The organism is Streptomyces sp. NPDC056948, assembly GCF_042674225.1.
GTDB classification, from domain to species: Bacteria; Actinomycetota; Actinomycetes; order Streptomycetales; family Streptomycetaceae; genus Streptomyces; species Streptomyces purpurascens.
Genome location: NZ_JBHUQX010000086.1, coordinates 1 through 25,315 on the forward strand (window position 1 = coordinate 1; position 25,315 = coordinate 25,315).

25 protein-coding genes, 1 pseudogene and 1 riboswitch are annotated in these 25,315 nt (G+C 72.5%); of the genes and pseudogenes, 13 read left to right on the top strand and 13 right to left on the bottom strand.

The window, feature by feature from the left end:
* Together ACFTZL_RS13870 and ACFTZL_RS13875 are read right to left on the bottom strand one after the other, a co-directional pair.
* Window positions 1–465: pseudogene (locus ACFTZL_RS13870) on the bottom strand (metallophosphoesterase); the annotation flags it as partial.
* 23 nt (window positions 466–488) lie between these two features.
* Window positions 489–728, bottom strand: a complete 240-nt coding sequence (locus tag ACFTZL_RS13875) for an SCO4848 family membrane protein (protein ID WP_382581310.1) — start codon at window positions 726–728, stop codon at window positions 489–491.
* 91 nt (window positions 729–819) lie between these two features.
* Here ACFTZL_RS13875 and ACFTZL_RS13880 point away from each other — a divergent pair, with 91 nt between their 5' ends.
* On the top strand, window positions 820–2,145 hold the full coding sequence (locus ACFTZL_RS13880; RefSeq protein ID WP_382581312.1) for a D-alanyl-D-alanine carboxypeptidase family protein: 1,326 nt from the start codon (window positions 820–822) through the stop codon (window positions 2,143–2,145).
* Window positions 2,146–2,243: 98 nt separating this feature from the next.
* Here ACFTZL_RS13880 and ACFTZL_RS13885 read toward each other — a convergent pair whose 3' ends face one another.
* Genes ACFTZL_RS13885 through ACFTZL_RS13900 form a run of 4 tightly spaced genes read right to left on the bottom strand, consistent with a single transcriptional unit; the run spans window position 2,244 to window position 5,089 of the window.
* Window positions 2,244–3,173, bottom strand: a complete 930-nt coding sequence (locus ACFTZL_RS13885; protein ID WP_382581313.1) for a YihY/virulence factor BrkB family protein — start codon at window positions 3,171–3,173, stop codon at window positions 2,244–2,246.
* Window positions 3,161–3,616: a GtrA family protein gene (locus tag ACFTZL_RS13890; protein ID WP_382581315.1), complete on the bottom strand. Its 456-nt coding sequence runs from the start codon at window positions 3,614–3,616 to the stop codon at window positions 3,161–3,163. The genes ACFTZL_RS13885 and ACFTZL_RS13890 overlap by 13 nt, the downstream gene beginning before the upstream one ends.
* Window positions 3,613–4,557, bottom strand: a complete 945-nt coding sequence (locus tag ACFTZL_RS13895; RefSeq protein ID WP_382581348.1) for a decaprenyl-phosphate phosphoribosyltransferase — start codon at window positions 4,555–4,557, stop codon at window positions 3,613–3,615. Before ACFTZL_RS13895 ends, ACFTZL_RS13890 begins: the two co-directional genes overlap by 4 nt.
* A gap of 10 nt (window positions 4,558–4,567) precedes the next feature.
* Window positions 4,568–5,089 carry a phosphatase PAP2 family protein gene (locus ACFTZL_RS13900; protein WP_382581317.1) on the bottom strand — a complete coding sequence of 174 codons (522 nt, stop codon included), beginning with the start codon at window positions 5,087–5,089 and terminating at the stop codon, window positions 4,568–4,570.
* 133 nt (window positions 5,090–5,222) lie between these two features.
* On the opposite strand from ACFTZL_RS13900, the gene ACFTZL_RS13905 reads away from it, so the two are divergent.
* Together ACFTZL_RS13905 and ACFTZL_RS13910 are read left to right on the top strand one after the other, a co-directional pair.
* Entirely contained in the window at window positions 5,223–6,605 is a 1,383-nt protein-coding gene (locus tag ACFTZL_RS13905) for an FAD-binding protein (protein WP_382581318.1), read from the top strand.
* Between the two features lie 16 nt (window positions 6,606–6,621).
* On the top strand, window positions 6,622–7,377 hold the full coding sequence (locus tag ACFTZL_RS13910) for a decaprenylphospho-beta-D-erythro-pentofuranosid-2-ulose 2-reductase (protein WP_382581320.1): 756 nt from the start codon (window positions 6,622–6,624) through the stop codon (window positions 7,375–7,377).
* 7 nt (window positions 7,378–7,384) lie between these two features.
* On the opposite strand, the gene ACFTZL_RS13915 is transcribed toward ACFTZL_RS13910, so the two are convergent.
* The 5 genes from ACFTZL_RS13915 to ACFTZL_RS13935 all read right to left on the bottom strand — a co-directional run bounded on the left by ACFTZL_RS13915 (window position 7,385) and on the right by ACFTZL_RS13935 (window position 12,462).
* On the bottom strand, window positions 7,385–7,963 hold the full coding sequence (locus tag ACFTZL_RS13915; RefSeq protein ID WP_382581322.1) for a 2'-5' RNA ligase family protein: 579 nt from the start codon (window positions 7,961–7,963) through the stop codon (window positions 7,385–7,387).
* Between the two features lie 141 nt (window positions 7,964–8,104).
* Complete coding sequence (trpS, locus tag ACFTZL_RS13920; RefSeq protein ID WP_382581324.1) at window positions 8,105–9,118, bottom strand: tryptophan--tRNA ligase; 1,014 nt, start codon at window positions 9,116–9,118, stop codon at window positions 8,105–8,107.
* 123 nt (window positions 9,119–9,241) lie between these two features.
* Entirely contained in the window at window positions 9,242–10,690 is a 1,449-nt protein-coding gene (locus ACFTZL_RS13925; protein WP_382581326.1) for a glycine hydroxymethyltransferase, read from the bottom strand.
* A 33-nt stretch (window positions 10,691–10,723) separates the two neighbouring features.
* Window positions 10,724–10,809: riboswitch (ZMP/ZTP riboswitch) on the bottom strand.
* Window positions 10,810–10,903: 94 nt separating this feature from the next.
* On the bottom strand, window positions 10,904–12,085 hold the full coding sequence (locus ACFTZL_RS13930; protein WP_382581327.1) for a glutathionylspermidine synthase family protein: 1,182 nt from the start codon (window positions 12,083–12,085) through the stop codon (window positions 10,904–10,906).
* A 14-nt stretch (window positions 12,086–12,099) separates the two neighbouring features.
* Window positions 12,100–12,462 (bottom strand): hypothetical protein, encoded by a 363-nt coding sequence (locus tag ACFTZL_RS13935; RefSeq protein ID WP_382581329.1) that lies wholly within the window; start codon window positions 12,460–12,462, stop codon window positions 12,100–12,102.
* Window positions 12,463–12,587: 125 nt separating this feature from the next.
* Here ACFTZL_RS13935 and ACFTZL_RS13940 point away from each other — a divergent pair, with 125 nt between their 5' ends.
* From ACFTZL_RS13940 to ACFTZL_RS13970, 7 genes are all read left to right on the top strand, one after another.
* Window positions 12,588–13,466, top strand: a complete 879-nt coding sequence (locus ACFTZL_RS13940) for a hypothetical protein (protein WP_382581350.1) — start codon at window positions 12,588–12,590, stop codon at window positions 13,464–13,466.
* A 113-nt stretch (window positions 13,467–13,579) separates the two neighbouring features.
* Window positions 13,580–14,158: an antibiotic biosynthesis monooxygenase gene (locus ACFTZL_RS13945; protein WP_382581330.1), complete on the top strand. Its 579-nt coding sequence runs from the start codon at window positions 13,580–13,582 to the stop codon at window positions 14,156–14,158.
* Between the two features lie 30 nt (window positions 14,159–14,188).
* Window positions 14,189–16,573 (top strand): aminodeoxychorismate synthase component I, encoded by a 2,385-nt coding sequence (pabB, locus tag ACFTZL_RS13950; RefSeq protein WP_382581332.1) that lies wholly within the window; start codon window positions 14,189–14,191, stop codon window positions 16,571–16,573.
* The gene (locus tag ACFTZL_RS13955) at window positions 16,570–18,093 is read left to right on the top strand and encodes an AMP-binding protein (protein ID WP_382581334.1); all 1,524 of its coding nucleotides are present in this window, start codon (window positions 16,570–16,572) and stop codon (window positions 18,091–18,093) included. Before pabB ends, ACFTZL_RS13955 begins: the two co-directional genes overlap by 4 nt.
* 23 nt (window positions 18,094–18,116) lie before the next feature.
* Entirely contained in the window at window positions 18,117–19,700 is a 1,584-nt protein-coding gene (locus ACFTZL_RS13960; RefSeq protein WP_382581335.1) for a class I adenylate-forming enzyme family protein, read from the top strand.
* Window positions 19,697–20,875, top strand: coding sequence for an FAD-dependent monooxygenase (locus tag ACFTZL_RS13965; RefSeq protein WP_382581337.1), 1,179 nt, complete (start codon window positions 19,697–19,699; stop codon window positions 20,873–20,875). Before ACFTZL_RS13960 ends, ACFTZL_RS13965 begins: the two co-directional genes overlap by 4 nt.
* Window positions 20,876–20,888: 13 nt before the next feature.
* Window positions 20,889–21,686: an aminotransferase class IV gene (locus tag ACFTZL_RS13970; protein ID WP_382581352.1), complete on the top strand. Its 798-nt coding sequence runs from the start codon at window positions 20,889–20,891 to the stop codon at window positions 21,684–21,686.
* Between the two features lie 87 nt (window positions 21,687–21,773).
* On the opposite strand, the gene ACFTZL_RS13975 is transcribed toward ACFTZL_RS13970, so the two are convergent.
* Window positions 21,774–22,241: a carboxymuconolactone decarboxylase family protein gene (locus ACFTZL_RS13975; protein WP_382581339.1), complete on the bottom strand. Its 468-nt coding sequence runs from the start codon at window positions 22,239–22,241 to the stop codon at window positions 21,774–21,776.
* A gap of 49 nt (window positions 22,242–22,290) precedes the next feature.
* The gene (locus ACFTZL_RS13980; protein WP_382581341.1) at window positions 22,291–23,679 is read right to left on the bottom strand and encodes a PLP-dependent aminotransferase family protein; all 1,389 of its coding nucleotides are present in this window, start codon (window positions 23,677–23,679) and stop codon (window positions 22,291–22,293) included.
* A gap of 47 nt (window positions 23,680–23,726) precedes the next feature.
* Here ACFTZL_RS13980 and ACFTZL_RS13985 point away from each other — a divergent pair, with 47 nt between their 5' ends.
* From ACFTZL_RS13985 to ACFTZL_RS13995, 3 genes are all read left to right on the top strand, one after another.
* Window positions 23,727–24,272 (top strand): carboxymuconolactone decarboxylase family protein, encoded by a 546-nt coding sequence (locus tag ACFTZL_RS13985; RefSeq protein WP_382581342.1) that lies wholly within the window; start codon window positions 23,727–23,729, stop codon window positions 24,270–24,272.
* The gene (locus ACFTZL_RS13990) at window positions 24,269–24,715 is read left to right on the top strand and encodes a carboxymuconolactone decarboxylase family protein (protein WP_382581344.1); all 447 of its coding nucleotides are present in this window, start codon (window positions 24,269–24,271) and stop codon (window positions 24,713–24,715) included. Before ACFTZL_RS13985 ends, ACFTZL_RS13990 begins: the two co-directional genes overlap by 4 nt.
* Window positions 24,712–25,315: isocitrate lyase/phosphoenolpyruvate mutase family protein (locus ACFTZL_RS13995; RefSeq protein WP_382581346.1), on the top strand; the 604-nt coding region annotated here is incomplete at its 3' end. The genes ACFTZL_RS13990 and ACFTZL_RS13995, both read left to right, overlap by 4 nt.

Genomic DNA, 25,315 nt, shown 5'->3' on the forward strand with positions numbered 1-25,315 from the left:
CGTCCCGGCATCGGCCGCTGCACTGCCCCTCCGCGAGGCGGCAGCCGGCGCGGAAGCAGGGGCTCCGCCAGGTGCGCCCGGGGTGGGCGGCCGGTCCGCGGTCGGCGCCGTCGGCCCCGTCCCGGTTTCGGCTCTCGCTCTGTCCCGGCGTTCCAGGAACCGCCGCAGCAGGGGGCGTACGACCTCGCCCGCCACCACCGCAAGCAGCAGGTATATCGACAGGGCCAGCCACAGGAAGCCCGGCCAGGCGAGGGTCTGCTGGAGCCAGAAGGGGGCGCCGGAGCGTTCGGCGACCAGGGCCGCGATCGCCAGGGTCCAGCCCCCGGCGATCAGGACCGCGCCCGCGCGGCGGGTGAGGCCCGGGCCGCGAGTCGTGTCGCGGAACAGGCGGCGCCACACGTACCAGTTGGCCGTCACGATGACGGCCAGGACCAGCAGTGCAACGAGTACGAAGACGATGGCCACGGTGTCGTGTCTCCCGATTGCCGTTATGACGTCCGGCGCAGTGCGCGCAGACCACGCAACCCGATGGCCCCGATGGTCGTCCCCAATACGAAGGAAACGACGGCGAGCAGCAGGTGCACCCAGAAGTACGCCGTGGGATGACCCTCGTCGAAGGCGAGCCCACTGCTGTCCTTGACAAGGTTTTTGACGAAAGTGATCCAGATGACCCAGCTCCACACCCCGAAGGCGAGCAGGAACCAGGAGACGGGGCGGCTGAGCTTCATGAGTCCAGTATCGCCAGAGCGTGTCCTGTTCCGTTCCCGGGGTAGGGGCGGAAGCGGGACTTCCCTGCGCACGGCATGTACGTTTCCGACCGTGCCCGCACCGAAGAAGACCGCCAGGCGATCCCTGCTGGTCACCACCGCCGTCCTGTCGTCCCTCGCCCTGGCCGCACCCGCCGCCGTCGCGGCCCCGAAGCCCTCGGACAGCCCGTCGGGCAGCCCGTCGGCGAGCCCCTCGGCCACTCCCCCGGCAACGATGTCGTCTCTGGGCGGCGCCCGGCTCGGGCGGCCGGGCACGCAGGTGAACCTGGCGAGCGGTGTGCCGGTGCTGCCGAAGGACGTGAGCGCCCGCTCCTGGATCGTCTCCGACGCCGAGACCGGTGACGTGCTCGCCTCGCACAACGCGCACTGGCGGCTGCCCCCGGCGAGCACGCTGAAGATGCTGTTCGCGGACACGCTGCTGCCGAAGTTCCCGAGCACGGCCAAGCACAAGGTCGTGCCCTCCGACCTGGCGGGCATCGGCGCGGGGTCCAGCATGGTCGGGATAAAGGAGGAGGAGACGTACACCGTCCACGACCTGTGGCTCGGCGTGTTCCTGCGCTCCGGCAACGACGCCGTGCACGTGCTGTCCGCGATGAACAAGGGCGTCGAGAACACCGTCAAGGAGATGAACGCCCACGCCGAGGAGCTGCAGGCCCTCGACACGCACGTGGTCACCCCGGACGGCTACGACGCCGAGGGGCAGGTCTCGTCGGCGTACGACCTGACGCTGATCGCCCGCTCGGGACTGCAGAAGAAGGACTTCCGGGAGTACAGCTCGACGGTCAGCGCGAAGTTCCCCGGCGCGACGGAGAAGAACAAGAAGGGCAAGTCGGTCCGGAAGCCCTTCGAGATCCAGAACACCAACCGGCTGCTGAGCGGCGACTCGGACGTGCCCGTCTATCAGGGCATCGCGGGCGTGAAGAACGGCAACACCACCAACGCGGGCGCCACGTTCACCGGCGTCGCCGAGCGGAACGGCAAGGTGCTGCTGGTCACGGTGATGAACCCGGAGAAGGACGAGCACAACGAGGTCTACAAGGAGACCGCCCGGCTGTTCGACTGGGGGTTCAAGGCGGCCGGGAAGGTGCAGCCGGTGGGTGAGCTGGTGCCGCCGAAGAGCGCCGCGCAGGGCGGTGACCGGCCCGGTGCGAACCCCTCCGGCGAGGCCGGCGGCTCCGGCGACGGTGGCAAGGCCGGCACCGGTTCGAAGCCGGTGGCCAGCGCCTCGGCCGCGGACGGCTCCAGCGGCATCGGAACCGCGCTCGGCATCACCGGCGGGGTGCTGCTCCTGCTCGCGGGCGGCGCCTTCCTGGTCAACCGCCGCTGGCCCCTGCCGGACCTGGTACGCCGCCGGGCCCGCTCGGGCGACGACAACTGACACCCAGGACCCGGCACCGCACTCGGGCATCACCGCACGACAACCGGGGCCGACCGGGCGCCCACCCGGTCAACCGCAGCGCGGTCGGCGCCTCCCGGTCAACCGCCCCCCGCCACCGCCGGATCCGCTGCCCCGCCAGACCCCTCCGGGCGGCCGCGGCCGGTGGCCGGGAGTTCGTTCTCCTTGCTCTGCGTCGCCGTCCAGGCGGCGCAGAACAGCACCAGCTTCGAGGTGAAGTTGATCCACAGCAGCAGCGCGACCGGTACGCCGAACGCGCCGTACATGCTCTTCGCGGCCACGCCCTGGAGGTAGCCGCTGAGCAGCAGCTTCAGCAGTTCGAAGCCGACCGCTCCGGTCAACGCGGCCACGAACAGGCGGTGGCGCGTCGGCTCCACGCCGGGCAGCAGCGTCAGGACGTAGAGCAGGAGCAGGAAGTCGGCGAGGACGGCGACCAGGAACGCGGCGATCCGCAGCAGGAACCCGCCCCAGCCGCCCTCGTCGATGCCCAGTTGCCGGATGATCCAGCCGACCATCGCGGAGGCCACCGCGGAGGCGGCGAGGGTGACGAGGATGGCGCCGCCGAGGCCGATCAGGACACCCGCGTCCTTGGCGTAGCGCAGGACCGGGTTCTCCTCCTCGTCGGGCAGCTCCCACACCGCGCGCAGACACTCGCGCATGGAGCCCGCCCAGCTGATGCCGGTGAAGAACAGCAGCGCGCCCGCGATGAGGCCGATGGCGCCGGCGTTGTCCACCAGCCCTGAGATGTCGAGCTGATCGGAGATGCCGGGCACCTGCTCGGCGATCTTGTCCTGCAGCTTGTCCTGCTGGCCCTTGCTGAGCGTGGCGGCGGCGATCGCGGCGGCCACGGTCAGCAGCGGGAACAGCGCGACGAAGCTGGTGAAGGTCATCGCGGCGGCCAGCCGCGTCCATGCCACGCGGTCCAGCCGCTCGTACGATCGCCACGCGTGCGTGATCATCAGCCGTGTCACCCATGGCCCGACGACCGGAAGCTTTTTCAGCCAGTCCATGATCCGCTTCTGCCCTCCGCCCGGAACACCCATGTACGGGTACCCCAGAACCGCAGAATCGTGGCCAGGGCCATGCCGACGACCGCGCCGGAGACCGTGTCCGCACGCTGGGAGGTGAACCCGAGGCCGTAGTGGCTGACGGCGAGGCAGAGCAGTTGGACGGCGGCACCGGCGAGGTTCACCGCGCAGAAGACGGCGTACGGCCGCCAGCCCCGGCCCCGCGCGGTCCGGTAGGTGCCGAGGGCGTTGCCCGCGTAGGCCACCGAGCAGGCGGCCACGAAGGACAGGGCCTTGGCGGTGAGCGGGTCGAGTCCGGCGGGGCCGCGCAGGCAGGTGAACAGGGCCAGGTCGACGGCGTAGGCAAGGAGACCGACGGCGGCGAAGCCGGCCAGTTCACGGCGCCAGGGGAGAGCCGGCCGGTTCCGCCACGCGCGCGTGGTCACCAATTGGCCACCGCCAGGCCGTACATCGCCATCCACGCCAGGCCGATGAGGGCGAGCGCCCGGTCGCGCAGGACGACGTCCTCGGGTTCGCCGGCCGTGCCGCGGTCGGCGAAGACGGCGTATCTGAGGACGGCGAGGATGAAGGCGACCATGGAGAGCTGCCGCCAGGGCAGCACGCTGGTGTGCGGGACGCCGCCCTCCTCCATGGCCCACAGGCAGTAGCCGAGGACGGCGACCCCGGCCGCGAGCTGCCAGACGAAGCGGAGGTAGTCGCTGGTGTACTCGGTGAGCAACGCGCGCGTGGCACCCGCTTTTCCGGCCATCTGCACGGCTTCGGAGTAGCGCTTGGCCGACACCATGAACAGCGCGCCGAAGCCGGTGGTGATCAGGAACCAGCGTGACAGCGGGATACCGAGGGCGAGTCCGCCGATCATCGCCCGCATCAGGAAGCCGGTCGTGACGACGGCGAGGTCGACGACGAGGACGTGCTTGAGGCTGATGCAGTAGGCCAGTTGCATGCCGAGGTAGGCGGCCAGCAGGGCGGCGACGGCCGGGGAGCACAGCCGGGCCGCGGCGGCGGGCCCGAGGACGGCGAGGACGCCGCCGACGGCGTAGGCGACGGGCACCGGGACCTGCCCGGCGGCGACCGGGCGGTGCCGCTTGGTGGGGTGGGCACGGTCGGCTTCGGCGTCGCGGGCGTCGTTGACGAGGTAGACGGCGGCGGCGCAGGCGGTGAAGAGGACGAAGACGAGGGCGAGTTGCACCAGGGCGTGCCGGGAGAAGAGCTCGCCCGCGGCCGCGGGGGCGGCGACCACGAGGATGTTCTTGATCCACTGCCGGGGGCGCGCGGTCCTGAGGAGACCGGCCAGGAGACTGCCCTTGCGGGGTGGCGCGGGCCGCTTCTCCCCGGCGCGCTGCCGCAGGACGGCCGTCTCGGCCATGGCGGGCGCCTCAGTCATGGCGGGCGCCCCCCTTCACCCAGCGGGCGCCGAGCCGGGCCGTGAGCGCGCCGAGGGCGGCGCCGGCCGCGACGTCCGAGGGGTAGTGGACGCCGGCCACCAGCCGCGAGACGCACACGGCAGCGGCGAGGGGCGGGACCGCGCGCGCTCCCAGGGCGCCGAAGGCTACTGCGGCGGCCGCGGCGGAGGCGGCGTGCGAGCTGGGGAAGGAGTGCCGGCCGACGGTGCGCACCAGGGGCTCGACATGCGCGGGGCGCGGTCGGCGCACGACCCGTTTCACGCCCATGCTGACGAGATGCGCCCCGGCAGTCAGCGCCGTGCCGCGCAGCCAGGCCCCGCGCCGCCCGCCGTCCACGGCGGCTCCGGCGAGCCCCGCCGCCAGCCACAGGGCCGCGTGCTCCCCCGCCCAGGACAGGGCACGCGCGGCGCCCGCCACGCGCGGGTCGGTACCGCACGCCCTGAGCGCCGAAACGATCCGGTGGTCCATGTCGTGCAGGTCGTCGAGGTCGTCCATGTGGACTCACTGTTCACGCCCATGTGGCCTGAACTCCGGCAATATTGAGCGACATCCCATTAATCACCCATTTCGGGGAGGGATGCCATGTTTGCTAACTAATCGCCCACAAGAGGGCGATACGGTCACGGACATGTCTGCCGACACCGATTCCGCCCCGGACGCCATGGGCCTGGACCTCACCACCGTCACCGGCTGGGGCCGTACCGCTCCCACCGCGGGCCGGCTGATCCGCCCGAGGACGTACGAGGAGGCCGCTGCGGCCGTCCGGGAGTGCGGGGCCCGGGGCGGGATCCCCCGGGGCCTGGGACGGGCGTACGGGGACGCGGCGCAGAACGCGGGCGGGGCCGTGCTCGACATGACGGGCCTGGACCGCGTCCACGCGATCGACGCCGCCGGCGGCACCGTGCTGTGCGACGCGGGCGTCTCCCTGCACCGGCTGATGCAGGTGCTGCTGCCGCTCGGCTGGTTCGTGCCGGTCACCCCCGGCACGCGCTACGTCACCGTCGGCGGGGCGATCGGCGCCGACATCCACGGCAAGAACCACCATGTCTCGGGCTCGTTCTCGCGGCACGTGCTGTCCTTCGAACTCCTCACCGCCGACGGCGAGATCCGCACGGTGATCCCCGGCACGCCCCTGTTCGACGCCACCGCGGGCGGCATGGGGCTGACCGGCGTGATCCTCACCGCGACGATCCGCCTCCAGCCGGTCGAGACCTCGCTGATGTCGGTCGACACCGAACGGGCGGCGGACCTCGACGATCTGATGGCCCGGCTGGCGGCCACCGACCACCGCTACCGCTACTCGGTCGCCTGGATCGACCTGCTGGCCCGCGGTGCCGCCACCGGCCGGGCGGTCCTCACCCGCGGCGACCACGCGCCCCTGGACGCCCTGCCCGCCCGCATGCGCTCGGACCCGCTCGCCTTCCGCACCCCCCGGCTCCCGGCCGCCCCCGCCGTCCTCCCCGAGGGCCTGCTCGGCCGGACGACGGTGGGCCTGTTCAACGAGCTCTGGTACCGCAAGGCCCCCCGCGCGCGGGTCGGCCAACTCCAGCGGATCTCCGCCTTCTTCCATCCCCTGGACGGTGTGCCCCACTGGAACCGGGTCTACGGCCGCGGCGGCTTCGTGCAGTACCAGTTCGTCGTCGGCCACGGCCGGGAGGACGCCCTGCGCCGCGTCGTCCGCCGTATCTCGGAGCGTCGCTGCCCGTCCTTCCTGGCCGTCCTCAAGCGCTTCGGGGAGTCCGACCCGGGCTGGCTGTCGTTCCCCGTGCCGGGCTGGACGCTGGCGCTGGACATCCCGGCGGGGCTGCCCGGCCTCGGGGCGTTCCTCGACGAACTCGACGAGGAGGTCGCCGCCGCGGGCGGGCGGGTCTACCTCGCGAAGGACGCCCGGCTGCGTCCGGAGCTGCTCGCGGCCATGTACCCGCGCCTCGACGACTTCCGCGCACTGCGCGCCGAACTGGACCCGCACGGGGTGTTCGTGTCCGACCTGGCCCGCCGCCTCCACCTCTAGGTACCTAGGAGCTTCCATGAAGGACGCCTTCGGTCTCCCCCAGTCCCTGCTCGTCCTCGGCGGTACGTCGGAGATCGCGCTGGCGACCGCCCGCCGGCTGATCGCCCGCCGCACCCGCACGGTCTGGCTGGCGGGCCGCCCCTCGGCCGCCCTGGAGGAGGCCGCCGGGCGGCTGCGCGGGCTCGGGGCCGACGTGCACACCATCGCCTTCGACGCGCTCGACCCCACCTCCCACGAGGGCGTGCTCGGCAAGGTCTTCGCCGAGGGCGACATCGACATGGTGCTGCTCGCCTTCGGCCTGCTCGGCGACCAGGCCCGTGACGAGCGGGAGCCGGAGGCGGCGGTGCGGGTCGCGCAGACCAACTACACCGGCGCGGTCTCGGCGAGCCTGGTCTGCGCCCGCGCGCTCCAGGCCCAGGGGCACGGCTCCCTGGTCGTCATGTCCTCCGTCGCGGGCGAGCGGGCCCGCCGCGCGAACTTCATCTACGGCTCCAGCAAGGCGGGCCTCGACGCGTTCGCGCAGGGGCTGGGCGACGCGCTGCACGGCACGGGCGTGCACGTCATGGTCGTACGCCCCGGCTTCGTCCGTACGCGGATGACCGCCGGCCTGCCCGAGGCGCCCCTGGCGACCACGCCCGAGGCGGTCGCGACGGCCGTGGAGCTGGGGCTGCGCCGCCGCTCGGAGACGGTGTGGGTACCGGGCGCGCTGCGCGTGGTGATGGCGGCACTGCGCCACCTGCCGCGCGGGGTGTTCCGGCGGCTGCCGATCTGATTCCGCGTCAGCGCGTGGGGACCGAGTCGCGTTCCGCTGAGCCGGCCTGGGTCGGTACGACCGGGCCGCCGAAGGGGAACTCGCGGAGCTTGCGCCAGACACCGTCGGCGCCCTGTTCGTAGAGGGCGAAGCCGGTGCAGGGCCACTCGGCCTCGTAGCCGGCGAGCTCCTCGAAGGCGCGGTCCATCGCCGCCTCGTCGATGCCGTGCGCCACGGTGACGTGCGGGTGGTACGGGAACTGCAGTTCGCGCGGGACCGGCCCGGCGGGGTCGCGGACCTGCTGCTGGAGCCCGGTGCAGGCCTCCGCTCCCGAGACGACCTGGACGAACACGACCGGCGACACGGGCCGGAACGTACCCGTGCCGGAGAGCCGCATGGGGAACGGCCGGCCGGCCGCGGCGACCTCGGTCAGATGCGCCTCGACGGCCGGCAGGGCGTCCTCGTCGATCTCCGTCGGCGGCAGCAGGGTGACGTGCGTGGGGATGCCGTGAGCCGAGGCGTCGCCGAAGCCCGCGCGCAGCTGCTGGAGCTCGCTGCCGTGAGGCTCCGGGACCGCGATCGAGACACCGATCGTTACGGTCCCCACGTCGTCTCCTGTCGTTCAGTTGGCGGGTCGCTGATACGACCACCCGGTTATCGACTGTACGGCCACGGCCGGGTTACGGGCAGGCGCAACCGGAGTGATGTACAGCGCTGTCCGGTGGTACGGCTGTGCGCGGGGGCGGGTTCAGTGCTTGGCGGGCAGGAAACCGACCCTGTCGTACGCCTGGGAAAGGGTTTCCGCGGCGACCGCGCGTGCCTTCTCGGCGCCCTTGGCGAGGATCGAGTCGAGCGTCTCGGGGTCGTCCAGGTACTGCTGGGTGCGCTCCCGGAACGGCGTCACGAAATCGACCATGACCTCCGCGAGGTCCGTCTTGAGCGCGCCGTAGCCCTTGCCCTCGTACTTCGCCTCCAGCTCGGCGATGCCCTCCCCGGTGAGGGTGGAGTAGATGCCGAGGAGGTTGCTGATGCCGGGCTTCTCGGCCGCGTCGAAGCGGATGACGGTGTCGGTGTCCGTGACCGCGCTCTTGACCTTCTTCGCGGTGGCCTTCGGCTCGTCGAGGAGGTTGATCAGGCCCTTCGGCGTGGACGCCGACTTGCTCATCTTGATCGTCGGGTCCTGAAGGTCGTAGATCTTCGCCGTCTCCTTGAGGATGTACGGCTTCGGCACGGTGAAGGTCGGGCCGAAACGGCCGTTGAAGCGCTCGGCGAGGTCGCGGGTGAGCTCGATGTGCTGGCGCTGGTCCTCGCCGACCGGGACCTCGTGGGCCTGGTAGAGCAGGATGTCCGCGACCTGGAGGATCGGGTACGTGAACAGGCCGACGGAGGCGCGCTCGGCGCCCTGCTTGGCGGACTTGTCCTTGAACTGGGTCATACGGCCGGCCTCGCCGAAGCCGGTGAGGCAGTTCATGATCCAGGCGAGCTGGGCGTGCTCGGGGACGTGGCTCTGGACGAAGAGCGTGCAGCGGTCCGGGTCGAGACCGGCCGCGAGGAGCTGGGCCGCGGCCAGACGCGTGTTCGCGCGCAGGTCCTTCGGGTCCTGCGGGATGGTGATCGCGTGCAGGTCGACGACCATGTAGAACGCGTCGTGGGTCTCCTGGAGTGCTACCCACTGGCGGACGGCGCCGAGGTAGTTGCCGAGGTGGAACGAGCCGGCGGTGGGCTGGATACCGGAGAGCACGCGGGGTCGGTCAGAGGCCATGTTTCTTATTGTCTCAGAGGGGTGTGGGTGGTTTCGGCGGGTGGGGAACCGCGGGCCCGTTGTCGCTGGTCGCGCCCCGCGGCGGAGCCGCACATCAATGCGGCCCCGCGCCCCTCAGGGCCTTCAGCCGAGGTCGATTTCCGGGTACAGGGGGAAGCCCGCTACCAGGTCCGTCGCCCTGTGGGAGATCTCGTCGGCGATCTTCGCGTCGAGGATGTGCTGGGCCTTGGAGGGGGCGCCCGACTTGGTCGTGCCCGCTTCCGTGGAGGTGAGGACGCGGTCGATGAGGTCGGCGACCTCGTCCATCTCCGCCGTGCCCAGACCGCGGGTGGTCAGGGCCGGGGTGCCGATGCGGATGCCGGAGGTGTACCAGGCGCCGTTCGGGTCGGCGGGGATCGCGTTGCGGTTGGTGACGATGCCCGACTCGAGCAGGGCGGCCTCGGCCTGGCGGCCGGTGAGGCCGTAGGAGGAGGCGACGTCGATCAGGTTCAGGTGGTTGTCCGTGCCGCCCGTCACCAGCGTCGCGCCGCGGCGCATCAGGCCCTCGGCGAGGGCGCGGGAGTTGTCGACGATGCGCTGGGCGTAGTCACGGAAGGACTCCTGGCGGGCCTCCGCGAGGGCGACGGCCTTGGCGGCCATCACGTGCGGGAGCGGGCCGCCGAGGACCATCGGGCAGCCGCGGTCGACCTGGTCCTTCAGGGAGTCGTCGCACAGCACCATGCCGCCGCGGGGGCCGCGCAGCGACTTGTGGGTGGTCGTCGTCACGATCTGGGCGTGCGGGACCGGGTCGAAGTCGCCGGTGAGGACCTTGCCCGCGACCAGGCCGGCGAAGTGCGCCATGTCGACCATCAGCGTGGCGCCGACCTCGTCGGCGATCTCGCGCATGATCCGGAAGTTCACCAGGCGGGGGTAGGCCGAGTAGCCCGCGACGATGATCAGCGGCTTGAACTCGCGGGCCTGGGCGCGCAGGGCCTCGTAGTCGATCAGGCCGGTGGCCGGGTCGGTGCCGTAGGAGCGCTGGTCGAACATCTTGCCGGAGATGTTCGGGCGGAAGCCGTGGGTGAGGTGGCCGCCGGCGTCCAGGGACATGCCCAGCATGCGCTGGTTGCCGAAGGCCTGGCGCAGCTCGGACCAGTCGGCGTCCGTGAGGTCGTTGATCTGGCGGACGCCGGTCTTCTCCAGGAAGGGCACCTCGACGCGGGCGCCGAGGACGGCCCAGAAGGCGACGAGGTTGGCGTCGATGCCGGAGTGCGGCTGGACGTAGGCGTGGCGGGCGCCGAAGAGCTCCTTGGCGTGCTCGGCGGCCAGGGACTCGACGGTGTCGACGTTGCGGCAGCCGGCGTAGAAGCGGCGGCCGATGGTGCCCTCGGCGTACTTGTCGCTGAACCAGTTGCCCATCGTCAGCAGGGTGGCCGGGGAGGCGTAGTTCTCCGAGGCGATCAGCTTGAGCATCTCGCGCTGGTCGGCGACCTCCTGGCCGATGGCGTCCGCCACACGGGGTTCCACGGCGCGGATGACGTCCAGCGCGGCGCGGTAGGCGGTGGAAGCGGTGGAGAGGGGCTCGGCTGACATGTGTGGACCTCCGGACGTTGCGTTCAGCGTTCACGGTACGGCCCAGGCGCACGGCACTCTCTGCTCGGACCGCTCCCCGATGGTTTGTCCATCCCAGCGCGCCAGTCACGGCCCGGCGATCAGCCTACCGGACCATGTGTGCGGGTTTCGTTGTGGCTGGTCGCGCCCACGCGGCGGAGCCGCACATGTCACAGCCCCGCGCCCCTGAAGTCGCTAAAGGATCACGTGGGGAAGGAAGCGGGCGTACTCGTCTGTGATCAAGCCTGACGACTCTCTGATGCCCAGGCCCGCCGACTCGTCCTCCACCATCCAGGCGCCCAGGACCACGCGGTTCCCGTCGAAGTCCGGAAGGGGCGCCAGCTGCTGGTAGACGCAGGGTTCGTCGCGGAGGGCGGGTTCGGAGCCCGGGTCGTGGATCGTGACGCCCGCGCCCTCTCGGCCGAGGAGGGGCTTGGCCACCCAGCCCGGGGTGGACAGGTCGCGAGGGCCGTCCAGGTACGCGGGGAGGAGGTTCGGGTGGTCGGGGTAGAGCTCCCAGAGGATCGCGAGCAGGGCCTTGTTGCTGAGGAGCATCTTCCAGGCCGGTTCGATCCACAGCGTGGAGCCCGTGCCGCCGCCGTTGTCGAGGGTGTCCAGGACGTGGCCGGCGAAGCGGTCGGTGGTGAGCCACTCCCAGGGGTAGAGCTTGAAGGCGCTGCGGATGAAGCGGAGGCGCTGGTCGACGAAGCGGCCGGAGAGGCGGTCCCAGCCGATCTCCTCCATGGAGATCCAGTCGGTTTCCAGGCCCGCCTGCTCGGCCGTCTCCTTGAGGTAGGCGACCGTCATCATGTCCTCGCCGAGTTCGTCGGCGGAGGAGTACGCGAAGTACAGGGGGCTGCCCGGCGGGAGGAGGGCGGCCTGCTTCTTCCAGGCGTCGATCAGGCGTTCGTGGAGGGAGTTCCACTGGTCGGCGCCGGGGAAGCGCTCCTCCATCCAGAACCACTGGGGGGACGCGGCCTCGACCAGTGAGGTGGGGGTGTCGGCGTTGTACTCCAGGAGCTTGGCCGGGCCGGTTCCGTCGTAGCGGAGGTCGAAACGGCCGTAGAGGGAGGGGAGTTCGGCACGGCGGTGCCAGGACTCGGCGACCGCCCGGACCACGCGGGGGTCGGTGATGCCCAGGTCGGCGAAACGGTCCTCGGCGACGATGTGGGCGGCCGCCGCCAGGCACATGCGGTGGAGTTCCTCGACGACCTCTTCCAGGGCCTCGATCTCCGGAAGGGTGAAGACGTAGTACGCGCTTTCGTCCCAGTAGGGGCGCAGGGAGTCGTCGGGGTAGCGGGTGAGGGGGTAGATCAGGCCCTGTTCCTCGACGGTCTGCTGCCAGCCGGGGCGGGGCTCCATGGTGCGGCGTTCCATCTGCCCGGGCCCGCTCAGCCGCCGCCGCTGCCGGAGCCCGAGCAGCCGAAGCCGCCCCGGTCGACGGCCTCGCTGCGGCTGAAGGTGCCGGAGTCGGCGTAGCCGCCGCTGACGTCGGCGTCGTAGTACCAGTCGGCGTTCGCGGTCTCGGTCTTGCCGGTCTTCTTGCGGCCCTTGCCGTAGGAGGAGCCGGACGAGGAGCCGGAGTTGCAGTTCTTGTCGGCGACGATCTTGTAGCCGTTGATGTAGTCGTGGCTGTCCCGGTCCACACAGCGGCGGTCCGGGTCGGAGCCGCAGGCGGACAGGGCCGCCGCGAGGACACCCATACCGCCCAGCACCACCGTGCTCGAGCGCAGTCGCCGCCGTGTCTCGGCCATGTTCGTGTCTCCCCGTGTCCCCGTCGTGTACCCGCCGAAGCGGTCAGCCTAGAGATGGGTGAGAGCGGGCGTGCATGCCCCCCTGCCCCCGCCCCCTCCCCTACTGTCGTTTTGTGATCTTTGGAATGGTGTGCGCCCTTGGTGCGGCCGTCTGCTTCGGTACGGCGACGGTGTTGCAGGCGATGGCCGCGCGGTCGGCCGCGGCGACCGGCCCGGGCGGGGACGTGGCGCTGCTGTGGCGGGCGCTGCGGCAGTGGCGGTATCTGGTGGGGCTCGCGCTGGACGGGCTCGGTTTCCTGCTGCAGATCGTGGCGCTGCGGTCGGTGCCGATCTATGCCGTGGGGGCGGCGCTGGCCGCGAGCCTCGCGGTGACGGCCGTGGTCGCGGCGCGGCTGCTCGAGGTGCGGCTGAGCCGCATGGAGTGGGCCGCGGTGGGGGTGGTGTGCGCCGGGCTCGCGCTGCTGGGTCTTGCGGCCGGGGCGGAGGGCGACGAGGCCGGGCCGGGCTGGCTGAAGTGGGCGATGCTCGGTGCGGCGGGCGGGGTGCTGCTGCTCGGGGCGGTGGGCGGGCGGCTGCCGGAGCGGGGGCGGGCGCTCGCACTCGGTCTGGGGGCCGGCTGCGGGTTCGGGGTGGTGGAGGTGGCGGTCCGGCTCATCGACGGGCTGTCACCCGGGGAGCTCTTCACGAATCCGGCGGCTTACGCGCTGGTGCTCGGGGGCGGGGCCGCGTTCCTGCTGCTGACCTCGGCCCTGCAGCGCGGGTCGGTGACCACGGCGACCGCCGGCCTGGTGCTCGGGGAGACGGTCGCGCCCGCGCTGATCGGCGTGATCTGGCTCGGGGACCGTACGCGGGAGGGGCTGGGCTGGCTGGCGGTGCTCGGTTTCGCGGTGGCGGTGGCCGGGGCGCTGGCGCTGTCGCGGTTCGGGGAGGCGCCGGTGGAGTCCGAGGGGGGGGCGGCCGGGGAGGCGGGGGCGGCCGGGGAGGACGCGGTCGCACCTAAGTGAGCAGGGCTTTTCCCCAAGGCGGCGCACCTGCCGTAAAGCTTCACGTTCCGGACAGCCGGAAAATTGTTTGTTGAATCTTGAACGCGAGGGAACCGCTTTCCGTATGGGACGGCGTGACCAGTAATCCCGTCACGGTCACCGTGGCCTATCGCGTGATGCCGGGCCGTGCGGCCGACTTCCACTCCTGGGGGTGGGCCATGCTGGGCGCGACCGCGCGACAGCCGGGTTTTCTGGGGGGTGGGGTACTTGTCGACGGAGGGGCGGAGTGGCATGTCGTCTATCGCTTCGCCAGCGAGGGGTCGGCCCTGGCCTGGGAGCAATCGCTCTCCCGGACACAGTGGGACGCCCGGCTGGAGGGGCTCGCCCGGGAGGCGGAGCGCAGGAGAGTGCCGGGCGCCCGGGCCTGGTTCGACGCGCAGACTCTGACGCCCGCGCCGCCGGCACCGCCGAAGAAATGGAAACTGTGGTTCGTGAATATGAGCGCGGTTTTTCCGCCGGTGCTCCTGTTCAATCTGACGGTTCTTCCCTATCTCGGTGACCTCAATGCACTGATACGCACGCTGTTGTTATGTCTGTGTGTGACCGCCCTTGTCACCTGGATTCTCATGCCGCGCCTCCAGCGTTTCTTCAAGAAATGGCTGTACCCGTCGCTCCAGGCGCTTCGTGGGCGGCACAAACGCCGGGCCACGTAGGTCCGCGAACGAACAGAGGGAGGTGGGCGGGTGAAGACCCTGCTCATCGACAATTACGACTCGTACACGTACAACCTGTTCCAGCTGATCGCCGAGGTCAACGGCGAGGAGCCGGTGGTCGTCCGTAACGACACGCCCGTCGACGGGATTCCGGATCTCCGGGAGTTCGACAATCTGGTGGTGTCCCCGGGCCCCGGGCACCCGGGCGACGCGCGTGACTTCGGCATCGGGACCAGGCTGCTCGCGACCTCCCCGGTTCCTGTGCTCGGCGTGTGTCTCGGCCATCAGGGCATCGCGCTCGGGGAGCGGGGTCTGGTGGGGCCGGCTCCGGAACCGCGGCACGGGCACCTCTCCACGGTCCGGCATGACGAACGGGATCTGTTCCAGGGCCTGCCGCAGCATTTCACCGCCGTCCGCTATCACTCGCTGGCGGTGCGCGAGCCGTTGCCTCCGGCGCTGGAGGCCACGGCCTGGGCGGAGGACGGCGTCCTGATGGGGCTGCGGCACCGCAGCCGACCGCTGTGGGGTGTGCAGTTCCACCCGGAGTCCGTCCTCACGGAGTACGGCCACCGCATGCTCGTGAACTTCCGCAACCTGACCGCCGAGCGGGCCGGCAAGCTGCGCACGAAGAACACGGCGGTCCCGTCACCCGAGGCACCGTCCCGACGCCGGGCACTGGTACCGGAGTGCGACGCGGGGGTCCGACGGCCGACGGAGGCTCGGGGGGCGGGGGTTTCCGAGGCCGGGGGCGGCGATCGGCCCAGGGCCGCGCGGGCGCCGCGGAGTGGGGTTCCTCGGCCTGCGGCCGTCTTTCCCGTCTCGGCGGTGTCCATGGCAGTGGACCCGGCAGACGACGTTCCGGTCGGCAGTGCCACGCCGCCCACCGTCGCCATTCCCCGCCCCCGGCGCCCCGGACGGGTCGGTTACCGTCTGCACACCCGTCGGGTCACCGGTGCCGTCGACACCGAGGCGGTCTTCTCCCGGATGTTCGCCGGGTCCCCCCGCTCGTTCTGGCTGGACAGCTCCCTGGTCGAGCCCGGGCGGTCGCGGTTCTCGTTTCTGGGGGACGACAGCGGGCCGCTCGCCGAGTTCGTGCGGTACGACGTCACCACCGGGCGCTGTGAGATCGAGCGGGCCGGGCGGCCGGTGCGCAAGGTCACGGCGAGTGTCTTCGACTATCTGAAGCGGCAGTTGACGCATCGGCGCGTGGACGCGACCGGGTTGCCGTTCGACTTCACCGGGGGCTACGTCGGCTACCTCGGCTACGAGATGAAGGCCGACTGCGGGTCGCCCAACCGGCACCGCTCCCCCGCCCCGGACGCCGCCTGGCTGTTCGCCGACCGGGTGATCGCGGTGGACCACGAGGAGGGCTTCACCTACGCCGTATGCCTGGCGGAGGACACCCCGCAGGCGGCGCGGGAGGCCGCCGACTGGCTGGAGAGCGCGCTGGCGGACCTGAGCTGCGTGGCGACGGAGCGGGCGCCGCTGCCCGTGTCGTCGGCCCCGGCCGATCCCGGCGCCGCCGAGCCGTGGCTCGTACGCGACCGGTCGACGTACCTCGCGGACATCGAGGCGTGCCAGCAGCAGTTGCGGGCCGGCACCAGCTACGAGGTCTGCCTCACGAACGCCGCCCGGTTACCCGCTCCGCCCGACGCGCTCGAGTTCTACCGGACGCTGCGCCGCGACAACCCGGCCCCGTACGCGGCGTTCCTGAGATTCGGGGAGCTGGAGGTGGCCGGCTCCTCGCCCGAGCGGTTCCTGCGGATCGGGCGGGACGGTACCGCCGAGGCCAGGCCCATCAAGGGAACCGCGCCCCGGGGTGAGGGACCGGAGGAGGACGCCCGGCTGCGGGACGCGCTCGCGTCGGACGACAAGACGCGGGCCGAGAACCTGATGATCGTCGATCTGCTCCGCAACGACCTGGGGCAGGTCTGCCGGACGGGGTCGGTGCGGGTGTCCAAGCTGATGGCCACGGAGACGTACGCCACGGTGCATCAGCTCGTCTCGACCGTGGTGGGACGGCTGCGGCCGGGCACGGACGCGGTGGACTGTGTCCGGGCCTGCTTCCCCGGCGGGTCGATGACCGGCGCGCCGAAGCTGCGCACGCTGGAGATCATCGACTCGCTGGAGACCGAGGCCCGGGGCGTGTACTCCGGCGCCCTCGGCTACTTCGGGTGCGGCGGCGGCGCGGATCTCAGCATCGTCATCCGTACCGCCGTGTTCGCCGACGGCCAGATGCATCTGGGCGCGGGCGGCGCGATCGTGCTCGGCTCCGATCCGGAGGCGGAGTACGAGGAGATGCTGCTGAAGACCGCGGCCCCGATGCGGGCCCTGCACCAGCACACGGCCGACCGGATACGGCACCAGGCCCCGCCGGGGGACAGAGCCGGGGCGGCGGGGGAGGCCCGGCGATGACCAGTCCGCAGATCGAGCTGCACCCGCCCGAGGCCGAGGCGCCCGGGAACATGGCGGCCCAGCTCGCGGAACTCGCCGAGCGGCGCGGGTGGAACGGCCGGACCGCCTTTCACCAGGGCCACCGGGCCTGGACCCACGGGGAGGTGCACGACCTCGCGGCCCGTGCGGCCACCGTGCTCGCCGAGCACGGGGTGCGCCCCGGCGACCGTGTGCTGCTGGCGCTGCCCGACTCCCTCGCCTGGGTGACGGCCTTCCTCGCCACCGCCCGTCTCGGCGCCGTCGCGGTCCTGGTCAACCCCGAACTCCCCGCGGCCGACCATGTGTTCCTGGCCGAGGACACCGGGGCCCTGCTGTGTGTGACGGGGCCGGGCCTGGAGGAGCGGTTCGCCCGCCGGGCCCGCATCGGGGCGGATCAGCTGATGGCACTCGCCCCGGCCGCCGAGCCCTCGCCCGCCCACCAGGTCGACGCGCACGCCCCGCTCTACGTCCAGTACACCTCCGGCACCACGGGCCGCCCCAAGGGCGTCGTGCACACGCACGGCGATCCCCGGACGTACCACGATCTGGTCGGCCGGCGGGTGCTGCGGATCACCGCGGACGACGTCACGCTGTCGGTGTCGAAGCTGTACTTCGCCTACGGCTTCGGCAACGCCTTCGTCTTCCCGCTGTTCTCCGGGTCGTCCGCGGTGCTGGTGGACCGGCGCCCCACTCCGGCCACCATCGACGAGCTGGTCGCCCGGCACCGGGTGACGCTGCTCTACTCGGTGCCGTCCGCGTACGCCGCGCTGGTCGCCGAGCGGGGCCACGGGCACGAGGGCTGTTTCGCCTCGGTGCGGGCCGCGGTGTCGGCCGGTGAGGGGCTGCCGGACGGGCTCGCACGGCAGGTGACCGCGCTGCTCGGGGCGCCGGTGCTGGAGCAGATCGGCTCCACCGAGGCGGGTCACGCGTTCTGCGCCAACGGCTTCGCCCACGACCACCCGGGCACCGTCGGCCGTCCCGTGCCCGGCTTCGAGGTGGAGCTGCGGGACCGTGACGGGCACCCGGTGCCGGACGGCGAGGAGGGCGAGATGTGGGTGCGCGGGCCGACGGTCACGCCGGGCTATCTGAACCGGCCCGAGGAGACCGCGCGGACCCTGGTCGGCGGCTGGCTGGCCACCCGTGACCGGGCGTACCGCGAACCGGACGGCTCCTACCGGCATCTGGGCCGCGCCGACGACATGGAGATGGTCGGCGGTATCACCGTCTCCCCGCTGGAGGTGGAGGCCGTGCTGCGCGGCCATCCGGCGGTGCGGGAGGTGGCGGTCGCGGCTGTGCCCGACGGGCGGGGCGCGAGCCGGCTGCGGGCCTTCGTGGTGCCGGTCGCGTCCGCGCGTGACGGTCTGTCGGACGAGTTGATCGGCCTGGCGCGGGAGAGCCTCGCCGCCTTCAAGGTCCCCCGCAGCGTCAGCTTCGTCCCGTCGCTGCCGCGCACCTCGACCGGGAAGCTCCGCCGCCATCTGGTGCGCCGGGGTGCCTGGTGAACACCACGGAAAGGAACGGCCGCATGCGACAGACCCAGCCCTTGTCCTTGCCCTTGCCCTCGCTCGCCGATCGCGGCTTCTGTCTGGGACCGGTCTTCCGGCGGGCCGCCGACCGGCACGGGGCCGTCTTCGTCACCCTGGACCGGCCGCTGGACGTCAGCCCCTCCCTCGGGGTCGACCTGAGCTACACCGTGCTCGCCGACGTGGTCGAGGAACTGTCCGGCCGCCTGTGGGAGGCTGGGGTGCGGCCCTCGGAGCAGGTCGTCGTGCACAAGGCCGACAACGTCGACATCATGCTGCTGACCTGCGCCGCCTCCAGGATCGGCGCCGTGCCCGTGCTGTTGTCGCCCGCGCTGGCCCCTCAGGTGGCCGGGCAGCTCCTCGCACGGCTGCGCCGCCCCTGGCTGATCACCGACAGCGCCACCCTGGACGGTCTGAAGGACCTCGCCCTGTCCGGGCTCGTGCGGCGGACGCTCTCGGTGGACGACGCGCCCGGGGCGGAGCCCCTGGCGAAGTACGCCGGCGCCGAGCCGCCCCCGCCGGTCCGGCTCCATCCCCGCGAACCCGCCCTGATCACCCACAGCTCGGGCACCACCGGCGTCCCGAAGCTGGCCGTGCACTGCGCGCAGACCATGTGGAACCGGCTCGTGCCGCAGCAGGCGATGGGCTGGCCCACCCGCGGCGAGCCGGCGGCGCTGCACATGTCCTTCGTGCACTCGCGCTTCTACCATCTGCTCGGCGTACTGCTGCACTTCGGCAGCCCGCTCGTGCTGATCACCGACCCGGATCCGGCCGTGGTGGGCCCGCTGCTGGTCCGGCACCGGCCCGGCATCGTGGAGACGCATCCCAACACGTTCGTGCTGTGGGAGGAGCTGGCCGACGCCCCCGGGGCCCCGCTGTCCCGGGTCCGGTCGTACGGCTCCACGTTCGACGCGATCCACCCGCGCACCGTACGGCGGCTGCTGGGCGCCTCCCGGCGGCGTACGCCCTGGCTGATCCAGCTTTACGGGCAGAGCGAGACGGGCCCGGTGGCGTTCCAGGTGGTGACGCGGCGCGGCGCCGCCCGGGTGGACGGACGCCGGGTCGGGATCGGGATACCCGGCTTCACCCGGGTCCGCGTCACCGACGCCGAGGGCAGGCGGGTCGCGCCCGGCACGCCCGGCCGGATCGAGGCCCGCACCCGGGGCCGGATCCTCACCTACCTGGGCATGCCGGAGCGCTACGACCGTCAGCTCACCGACGGCTGGTGGGAGATGGGCGACATGGGCTACCGGAGCCGCCTGGGCGCGCTGTATCTGATCGACCGTGAGGTGGACCAGATCGACGCCGTGCACAGCAATCTGGAGGTCGAGGACGCGCTGATGTCCCGTCTCGAGGAGCTGCGCGAGGTCGTCATCGTGCCGGGCGCGGACCGCGAGCCGGTGCCGGTGGTGTGCGTGCGCGGCGAGCGGCCCCTGGACCCGGAGCGCTGGCGGAACGCCACGGCGGGGCTGCCGGCGATGGCCGAGCCGCGGCAGTGGCGGTTCGAGGATCTGCCGATGACCGCGACGTGGAAGGTGAAGCGCGGGGAGATCGCCCGGATGCTCACCGAAGGCGCCCGGGCATGACCCCGGTCGTGGTCGTGGGCGCCGGACCGGTGGGCCTGTCGGCGGCTCTGGCCCTGCGCGGGCACGGACTGCCCGTGGTGCTGCTGGAGGCCGACCCCGAGGACCGGGAACGGCCCGGCAGCCGGGCCCTGTTCGTGCACCGGGAGACCCTGGGCCTGCTGGACGCGATGCTGCCCGGGCTCGCCGCCGAGATCACCTCGTACGGGCGGACCTGGCACACCAGGCGCACCCTCTACCGGGGACGTGAGGTCTACGCCCGCACGTTCCCGCCGCCGTCCGGTCCGCCGCCCTTCACCAGCCTGCGCCAGACGGACACCGAACGGTTCCTGCGCGCGGCCTGCGAGGAGGCCGGGGTGGAGTTCGTGTGGGGCGCGCGCGTGGCGGGCGTGAGCACCTCGGAGACGGAGGTCCGGCTGACGGGCGAGGACGGGCGGGTGTGGACCGGCGCGTACGCCGTGGCCGCCGACGGCGCCCGCTCCGCGGTCCGGCGCGAGCTGGGCATCGCCCTGGAGGGCACCCACGGCGAGGGCTTCCATGTCGTGGTGGACGTCGCCGACGTGCCGGGCGCGGAGCTGCCGCTGGAGCGGGTCTTCCACTACGAGCATCCCGGGGTCGGCGGGCGCAGTGTGATGCGGGTGCCGTTCACCGGGGGCTTCCAGGTCGACCTGCAGTGCCGGGACGACGACGCACAGGAGGAGTACGGCACCGAGGAGGCCGTACGGCGCTGGCTGCCCGCCATCGTCGGGGACGGCTACGACGACAGGATCCTGTGGGTGTCGACGTACCGCTTCCTGCGCAAGGTGGCGGCCTCGTTCACCGATCCGCACGGGCGCGTGCTGCTGGCCGGGGAGGCGGCGCATCTCTTCCCGCCGTTCGGGGCGCGCGGCATGAACAGCGGGATCGCGGACGCGGCGGCCGCCGCCGAGGCGATCGCCGCCGGGACCGGCGAGGCGGTCGCGCACTTCGCCGAGGTACGCCGCGCCGCCGGCCTGTTCAACAGCGCCGCCGCCGGTACGGCCCTGGACCACCTGCGGCCGCACCGCCGTACCGTCAGGGTCAGGCAGCGGGCGGCGGCGGCCCTGGCACCGGTGCTGCCGTGGTGCGGATCATGGCTGGAGCACGCGCCGTACGGGCCCCGGCACGGGGCGCCGGCCGTCGCGGGCCACAAGTACTGAGGAGGAGCTGGTGGTGACACGACCGGCGGTGGCGGAAGGCCCGTGGGCATGGACGCCCGGCCGTGGCCTGGCCCCCGCCCCGGACCAGGAGGCCGGGGGACGGCTGCTCGTCGCGGACTCGTGGCTGCTCCGCGAGGGCCGGGTGCGGGCCTATGCCCGGCACCGGGAGCGGTTCTCGCGGTCCTGCGTCGAGTGCGGCGGGCCGGAGCCGCGCCGGCTCGTCGCGTTCTGGCAGGACGTGACCGCCGCGCTGCCGCGCACGGGTGAGTGGTTCCCGCGGGTGGAACTCGCGGCGGGCTCCCTGGAGTTGCGGCTGCTGGTGCGTCCCGCCCCGCCGCTCGGCACCGAGATCCGGCTGTGGGCGGCGGGCCAGCCCGACCCGCGGACCGTGCCCCGCCGCAAGGGCCCGGACCTGGAGACCCTGGCCCGGGTGCGCCGCCGGGCCGCCGGCGAGGGCGCTGAGGAGGCGGTGCTGATCGCGCCCTCGGGCACGGTGCTGGAGTCGGCCACCGCCAGCGTGCTGTGGTGGGAGGACGACACCCTGTGCCTGCCCCCGCCCCGGCTGCCCGTCCTGCCGGGTGTGACGGCCGGGCTCGTCCAGGACCGGGCCCTGCGGTCCGGGATCCGGATCGCGCACCGCGAGCGGACCGTGGCCGAGCTGGACGGCCGTGAGGTCTGGCTGGTGAACGCGCTGCACGGGATCCGGCCCGTGACGGGCTGGACGGGACGCCCGATGCGGGTGCCTCCGGCGGAGCGGGCCGGGGAATGGCGGACCTGGCTCGACGGCCTCATGGAGCCGCTGCCGAACTGAATTCACCCAAGGCATGACGACGCCGGGCCGAAGGAATTCGACCCGGCGTGATTTTCTCTGTTCATTTCAGTTTTCCGGCGCCATACGTCAGTTTTTCGGCACCATACGCGTGGCTATTGCGATGCGGTTGTAGGCATTGATGACGGTGGCCGCCCAGATCAGCGCGGCGATCTGGTTCTCGTCGAAGACCTCGGCCGCCTCGGCGTACACGGCGTCCGGGACGCGGCCGTCGTGGACCAGGGTCACGGCCTCGGTCAGCGCCAGCGCGGCGCGCTCGCGCTCGGTGAAGAAAGGCGTCTCCCGCCAGGCGTTCAGGGTGTAGAGGCGCTGCTCGGTCTCGCCCTGGGCGCGGGCGTCCTTGGTGTGCATGTCGAGGCAGAACGCGCAGCCGTTGATCTGCGAGGCGCGGATCCTGACCAGTTCCAGCAGTTCCGGTTCGACCTTGGCGTCCTGTGCCGCGGAAACGGCGGCGGAGTGCAGGGAGCCCATTGCGGCGGAGACGTCCGGGGTGATTTTCTTCAGGGCCACACGGGATATGGAAGGGCTTTCGCTCATGGGGTGACCATATCCCCGAAACCGCATTCCCGGAGGGGAATTCGCGCGATTATCCGGGCAGTACCGCGCACAGCGCGTCCAGCGCCCCCGACCAGGCGTGGTCCGGCGGTGTGCCGTATCCGACGACCAGGGCGTCGACCGGCTCGGCCTGCGCCGCGGGGTTGGTGTACCGGGCGAGCCCGTGCAGCGCGAGCCCCCGCCAGTGGGCCGCCTGGACCACCGACTGCTCGGTGCCGGGCGGCAGCCGCAGCAGGACGTGCAGACCGGCCGCGATGCCGGTGACCCGGGCCCCGGGAGCGCGGGCCGCGACGGCGGCGACCAGGGCGTCCCGGCGGCGGCGATACCGCAGGCGGGTCGCGCGCACATGGCGGTCGTAGGCCCCGGAGGCGAGGAACTCGGCCAGGGTGAGCTGGTCCAGCACCCCGCAGGTGTCGACGCCGCCCTTCGCCGCCGTGACCTCCTCGGCGAGGCCCGGCGGCAGCACCGCCCAGGCCAGCCGCAGCCCGGGGGCGAGGGACTTGCTGGCGGTGCCCAGGTAGACCGCACGGTCAGGGTCCAGGCCCTGGAGCGCGCCCACGGGCTGACGGTCGTAGCGGAACTCGCCGTCGTAGTCGTCCTCCAGCACCAGCCCGCCGGTGCGGCGCGCCCAGTCCACGACGGCCGCACGGCGGTCACGGTGCAGGGGCACGCCCATGGGGAACTGGTGGGCGGGGGTGAGGAGGATCGCGTCGGCGCCGGACAACTCGCCCGGGTCCGTTCCCAGTCCGTCGAAGGGCAGCGGGGTGGTGGGCAGGCCGGCCGCGGCGAGGAGTCTCCGGTGCGCGTCGAGCCCGTACGACTCGACCGCGACGGTCCGTGCCCCGCGGGCCCGCAGGGCCGTGCCGAGCAGCTTCAGGCCGTGCGCGAACCCGGCGCACACCACGATCCGTTCGGGGTCGGCGCGTACGCCCCGGGCCCGGGAGAGGTAGCCGGCGAGCGCCGCCCGCAGCTCCGGGCGGCCCCGGGGGTCGCCGTAGTCCAGCGCGTCGTACGGGGCGGCGGTGAGGGCGCGGCGGGCGGCCTTGAGCCACTGCGCGCGCGGGAAGGACGCGAGGTCGGGGCTGCCGGGGCGCAGATCGTAGGCCGGGCGGGTGCGTGCGCGGGGGTGGGGTGCCGTACCGGCCGGCGCAACGACCGTCCTCGCGGCGACCCGGGTCCCCGAGCCCTGCCGTGCGGTGAGCCAGCCCTCGGCGCCCAGGTCGGCGTAGGCGTCGGCGACCGTGTTGCGGGCGATGCCCAGGTCGGCGGCGAGCGCGCGGGAGGAGGGCAGCCGGGTGCCGGGGGCCAGCCGGCCGGAGCGCACCGCCTCGCGCAGGGCGTCGGTCAGCCCCCGGCGCAGGCCCGGGCCGGTCGGCTCCACGTGCAGGTCGATGCCCAGAGTGGCCCATGGTTCCGCCATGGAAATGGACCATACTCCTGGGCTGCTTCCTTCCTAGGGTCGAGGGCATGACGACCCATCCCGACGACACGACTCCCACGACGACCACGAGGACTACGACGACCACGACGACCGTGGAGTACGCCCCCGAGCGGCCCGCCCGCCTGGAGTGGGCCAAGCACGCGCCCGACGTCTACAAGGCGATGGTCCGGCTGGAGACCGCCGCGCGGCAGGGCCTCGACCCCACGCTGTACGAGCTGGTGAAGATCCGCGCCTCCCAGATCAACCACTGCGCCTTCTGCATCGACATGCACACCAAGGACGCCCTCGCGAAGGGCGAGAGCGTCGAGCGGATCATGCAGCTCAGCGCCTGGGACGAGTCACGGCACTTCTACACCGCCAAGGAAGTCGCGGCGCTGGAACTGACCGAGGCCGTGACGGTCCTGACGGACGGATTCGTGCCGGACGAGGTGTACGAGCGGGCCGCCGAGCACTTCGAGGAGGCGGAGCTGGCGCAGTTGATCGCCGCGATCACGGTGATCAACGCCTGGAACCGGTTCGGCGTGACCTGCCGGATGACGCCGGGGCACTACCGGCCGGGCCAGTACAAATGACGGCCCGGACCCGGCTGCTCGACCCGGCGGTCGGCGGGGCCATGGCCGCCCTCAGCAAGGTCGCCAAGCAGGGCCTCGGCGACCCGGCCCTGGCCGAACTCGTCGTGATCCGCGCCTCGCAGCTCAACCACTGCGCGTTCTGCCTCGACATGCATCTCGCGATCGCCCGCGAGCACGGGGTGAGTGAGAAGCAGCTCAATCTGCTGGCCGCGTGGGAGGAGGCCGAGGGCGTCTTCGACGAGCGGGAGCGGGCCGCGCTGGCGCTGACGGAGGCGGTGACCCTGCTGACGGACGGCTTTGTGCCGGACGAGGTGTACGAGAACGCCGCCAAGCACTTCGACGAGGCCCGGCTGGCCCATCTGATCGGGCTGGTCGTCGCCATCAACAACTGGAACCGGGTGATGGTGAGCCGCCGGATCCCGCCGGGGGGTCACACGCCATGAGCAAGGCCGATGTGTTCCGCGCCCTGCACCACCACCGGGTGCCCGGCGATCCCCTCGTGCTGCCCGGCCCCTGGGACGCGGCCAGTGCCCGGGTGTTCGTGGAGGCGGGCTTCCCGGCGCTCGCCACGCCCAGCGCCGGGGTCGCCGCGTCCCTGGGGTACGAGGACGGGCAGACCCCGGCCGACGAGATGTTCGCCGCGATCGCCCGGATCGTCCGGGCCGTCGACGTGCCGGTGTCGGCGGACGTCGAGGGCGGCTACGGACTCGCGCCGAAGGAGCTGGTGGAGCGGCTGCTGGAGACGGGGGCGGTGGGCTGCAATCTGGAGGACTCCGAGGACGGGGTGCTCAAGGACCCGCGCGCGCACGCCGATCGGCTCGCCGAGGTGCGGGCCGCGGCCGGCGACGGGCTCTTCGTGAACGCCCGCGTCGACACCTTCGCCTGCGGGGTCGGAGATCCCGGACGGGCCATCGAGCGGGCCGCGTTGTACGTCGCCGCGGGCGCGGACTGCGTGTACCCGATCGGGGCCCCGCCGGAGATGCTGCCGCTGCTGCGGGCCGGGATCCAGGGGCCCGTCAACGTGGGAGCCCTGACCGACGAGG